At 64.9% G+C, this 4,368-nt stretch carries 3 protein-coding genes; 1 reads left to right on the top strand and 2 read right to left on the bottom strand.

Going from position 1 to position 4,368, the window contains the following annotated elements; genetic code table 11:
• A partial coding sequence (locus RMO40_RS01895; RefSeq protein WP_309715501.1) for a YbdK family carboxylate-amine ligase occupies positions 1-1,067 on the bottom strand: 1,067 nt, incomplete at its 3' end.
• Between the two features lies 1 nt (position 1,068).
• Complete coding sequence (locus RMO40_RS01900) at positions 1,069-2,352, bottom strand: cation:proton antiporter domain-containing protein (RefSeq protein ID WP_309715504.1); 1,284 nt, start codon at positions 2,350-2,352, stop codon at positions 1,069-1,071.
• Positions 2,353-2,568: 216 nt separating this feature from the next.
• Between RMO40_RS01900 and htpG the strand changes: the two genes are divergently transcribed.
• A partial coding sequence (gene htpG / locus RMO40_RS01905; protein WP_309715506.1) for a molecular chaperone HtpG occupies positions 2,569-4,368 on the top strand: 1,800 nt, incomplete at its 3' end.

A 4,368-nucleotide genomic window follows, 5' to 3' on the forward strand; every position in this document is an offset into this window, starting at 1 on the left:
GGCACGCCGCCCTGGCGGCGCTGGCGCAACCAGCTGGCGTCGTTGCCCTCGAACAGGGTTTCGCGGATCAGGTTGCTGGCGTCGAGCGCCTGCAGGTCGAGCGCGTGTTCGTCGACGCGTGCGAGGGTGCGCAAGATGTCGTCGCGCAGCTTGTGGCGCTGTTTGGTCTTGGGGTCGACGATCTCGCCGTCTAGCCCGAAGCGGCAGGCCTGGAAGCGGTTGAAGGTGTAGACGAGGTAATCGTCTTCGCTGGGTTCAAACGGCTTTTCTTCGCGCAGGTAGCGGCAGATGCATTGCAGGTAGCAGGCGAGCGCGGCCGCCTTGTCGACGCTGAGCGGTGTGTCGCACACACGCAGCTCGATGGTGCCGAACTCGGGCTTGGGGCGGATGTCCCAGTAAAAGTCTTTCATCGACTGCACGACGCCGGTGCTCGTCATCTTGTCGAAGTATTCGCCAAACCCTTCCCAGGTGGTGACGAAGGGCGCGCGGCCCGACAGCGGGAAGGCGAACACCGAGTTGAGGCGGGCCGAGTTGAAGCCGGTGTCCACGCCTTGCACATAAGGCGACGAGGCGCTCAGCGCAATGAAGTGCGGCACGTAGCGCGACAGTGAATGCAAAAGCCACAAGGCGGTGTCGCCGTTTTCGCAGCCCACGTGGACGTGTTGGCCGAACACCGTGAACTGCTTGGCGAGGTAGCCGTACAGCTCGCTGATGTAGTGAAACCGTTCGGTCGGGAAGATCTGCTGATCGCTCCACTGCTGGTAGGCGTGGGTGCCGCCACCGGCGATGCCGATGTTGAGCTTGCGTGCGGCGCGCGAGAGCTGCTGCTTGAGGTCGGTCAACTCGGCGAGCAGCGGCGCGTGCTGGCGCTGGATGGAGGTGCCGATCTCGATCATGCTGCGCGTGATCTCGGGCTTCACGTCCCAGGCGCCGGTGTGTTTGTCGAGCTCGCGCAGCAGGTCTTGCGCTTGCGGCGACAGGTCGTAATCGTGGGTGCTGACGAGCTGAAGCTCGAGCTCGACACCCAGGGTGAGCGGCTCGGAGGCGGTGAATTCAGCCAAGGACATCTCAGGCTCCCCGGGGTGAAGGTGGCGGGCACTCGGTGGCCAGCGTGCGCAGCGACCACTGCGTCACGACCGGGCCCAACAGGTGCAGGAGCGTGGTGGCGATGAGCAAGGCTTGCAGCACGTTGCCAGCCACGCCGGGGAGTTGCGACGACCAGCCGAAGGTGTCGGCCGCGAGCAGCACGGCCAGGCTGCTCATGGGCTGCAGCGCCAGCGTGAGGGCTGCGGCCTGCCGCCAACCGAGGGCGCTGAGCCGGGCCAGCAACGCCACGGCGATGCCCTTGCCTGCCAGGCGCGCCAGCACGATCGCCAGCACCCAGGGCCACAAGCCCGAGATGCCATCGAGCGTGAACAACATGCCGAGCGCGATGAACAGCAGCACCGTCAGCACCGCGCCGGCCGAACCGAGGTGGGGCTCGACTGTCAGCGCATGGCCCATGCGCGAGCGCGCCACCATGCCGGCCACCAGCAGGGCCAGCAGCGGGGAGAGCGTCCATTGCGCGGCCAGCATCGCGGCCAGGATCACCAGCGCGATCTGCAGCACGGGCGCTGCGGCGGCATCTCGCAAAGGCTGGGTCAGCTTGGCCAACAGCAGGCCCGCGGCCGCGCCCAGCACGAAGGAGCCGCCGATGACCAGCACCGCATCGGTCGCCACCGGCAGCAACTCGGCGCTCAGGCTGGCGGTGTCGAGCGCCGTGGCCACGCGCCAGGCTTTGAGTGCCAACATGCTGAGCGCGCTGTTGATGGCGGTGATGATGAGCAGCCGCTCGGTGACCTGCCCGCGCGAACGCACCTCGTGCACCAGCACCAGGATGATGACGGGCGAGGTCGACATGGCCACCGCACCAGCCAGCCACGCCGATGTGGGCGGCGCGCCGAGTGCCACCAGCGCCACCGTCACGCACAAACCCGCGAGCAGGCCTTCGAGCACGCAGGTGAACGCGAGCCAGGGGTTGTCGATCAGCCAGCGCGGGCGGATGCGGCTGCCCAGCTCGAACACCAGCACGCCGATGGCGAGGTCGATGATGGGCTTCCAGGGGTCGAGCTCGGTGCGGTCGAGCAGGCGCAGCGCGAGCGGGCTGGCCAAGGCGCCGGTGAGCATGTAGCCAAACATGCGCGGCAGGCGCAGCCGGCGGTTCAGGAACTCGGCCAGCACCACGGCCACCAGCATGACCAGCGCGAATCCGAGCACGGGGTCGGCGCCGCGCAGGCCGTCCAGCGTCCAGAGGGGTTCCGCGGAACCGGTGGCCGGTGCGAGCCAGTTGTCGAGCTGGGTCATGAAGGGCATGGGAAGCAGGCAGTGCATGCGCCAGTCAAGAACGGGGGCGGATGGTAGCCCGGGACGAGAGTTGAACGGCGGTCTCCGCGAAAATTCGAGGGGCTTGTCCTTATGATCCGGCCTCGTGCCCCGCTCCCTCTTGAAAACGGGCCGGTGGCCTCTATCTCTCAGCGCGGCCGGTGCAGGCGCCGCGCCCAGTGACCGTCTCAGCAGACCCAGACCATCATGAACAAACAAACCCTTTCCTTCCAGGCCGAGGTCAAGCAGATCCTGCACCTCGTCACGCACTCGCTCTACTCCAACAAAGAGATTTTCCTGCGTGAGCTGGTTTCTAACGCATCAGACGCTTGTGACAAGCTGCGCTTCGAGGCCTTGAACAACGCCGCCCTGTACGAAGACGCGCCCAACCTGGAGGTGAGGGTCAGCTACGACAAGGAGGCCAAGACCATCACCATCCGCGACAACGGCATCGGCATGTCGGCCGACGAAGCGGTGGCCCACCTGGGCACCATCGCCAAGAGCGGCACGCGCGAGTTCATGAACAAGCTCGAAGGTGAGCAGAAGAAAGACGCGCAGCTGATCGGCCAGTTTGGCGTGGGCTTCTACAGCGGCTTCATCGTGGCCGATCGCATCACGGTCGAGTCGCGTCGCGCGGGCGTGCCGGCCGAAGAAGGTGTGCGCTGGAGCAGCGAGGGCAGTGGCGACTTCGAGGTCGAGACCATTGTCAAACCGCAGCGTGGCACCGACATCATCTTGCACCTGCGCGACGGTGAAGAAGAGTTCCTGAGCACCTGGAAGCTCAAGTCGATCATCAGCAAGTATTCGGACCACATCTCGCTGCCCATCCTGATGCAAAAGGAAGAGTGGCACCCGGAAAAGAGCGAGCAGACGATCACCGACGAGTGGGCGCCGGTCAACAAGGCCGCCGCGCTTTGGGCGCGCAGCAAGAGCGACATCACCCCTGAGCAGTACACCGAGTTCTACAAGCAGATCAGCTACGACAGCGAAGCGCCGCTCGCCTACACCCACAACCGCGTGGAAGGCCGCAGCGAATACACGCAGCTGCTGTACGTGCCGGCCAAGGCGCCGTTCGACCTGTGGAACCGCGACAAGCGTGGTGGCGTGAAGCTGTACGTGAAGCGTGTCTTCATCATGGACGATGCCGAAGCGCTGATGCCGGTGTACCTGCGCTTCGTCAAGGGCGTGATCGACAGTGCCGACCTGCCGCTCAACGTGAGCCGCGAACTGCTGCAAGAAAGCCGCGACGTGAAGGCCATTCGCGAAGGTTCGACCAAGCGCGTGCTGGGCATGCTGGAGTCTCTTGCCAACCACGAGGACGAAGCTGAGCGCAGCAAGTACGCGGCCTTCTGGAAAGACTTTGGTGCGGTGTTGAAAGAGGGTGTGGGCGAGGATCACGCCAACCAGGAGCGCCTGGTCAAGCTGTTCCGTTTTGCGTCGATCCATGCCGATGAAGGCGTGTCACTCGCTGACTATGTGAGCCGCATGAAAGAAGGCCAGGAGGCGATCTACTACGTGACCGCCGACACCCTGGCTGCGGCCAAGAGCAGCCCGCAGCTGGAGATCTTCCGCAAGAAGGGCATCGAGGTGCTGCTGCTGACTGACCGTGTCGACGAGTGGATGCTGAGCCACGTCTACGAGTTCGACGGCAAGCCGCTGCAAAGTGTGGCCAAGGGCTCGGTGGACCTGGGCGCGTTGCAAGACGAGGCCGAGAAGAAGCTCGCCGAAGAAACCGCCACCGCGTTCAAGCCGGTGCTCGATCGTTTGAAAGAAGCGCTGAAGGAGCGCGCGAAAGACGTTCGTGTGACCACGCGCCTGGTCGACTCACCGGCCTGCCTGGTAGTCGACGAAGGCGACGTCAGCGGCCATTTGGCACGCATGCTCAAGCAGGCGGGGCAGACGGCGCCGAAGTCGCTGCCGACGCTCGAGGTGAACGCCGAACATGCGCTGGTGAAGCGTCTGGAGGGCGATGCACATTTCGAGGCGTTGGCGAACATCCTGTTCGAC

It is taken from the genome of Rhizobacter sp. (genome assembly GCF_031412075.1).
In the GTDB taxonomy this organism is placed as follows: Bacteria; Pseudomonadota; Gammaproteobacteria; order Burkholderiales; family Burkholderiaceae_C; genus Rhizobacter.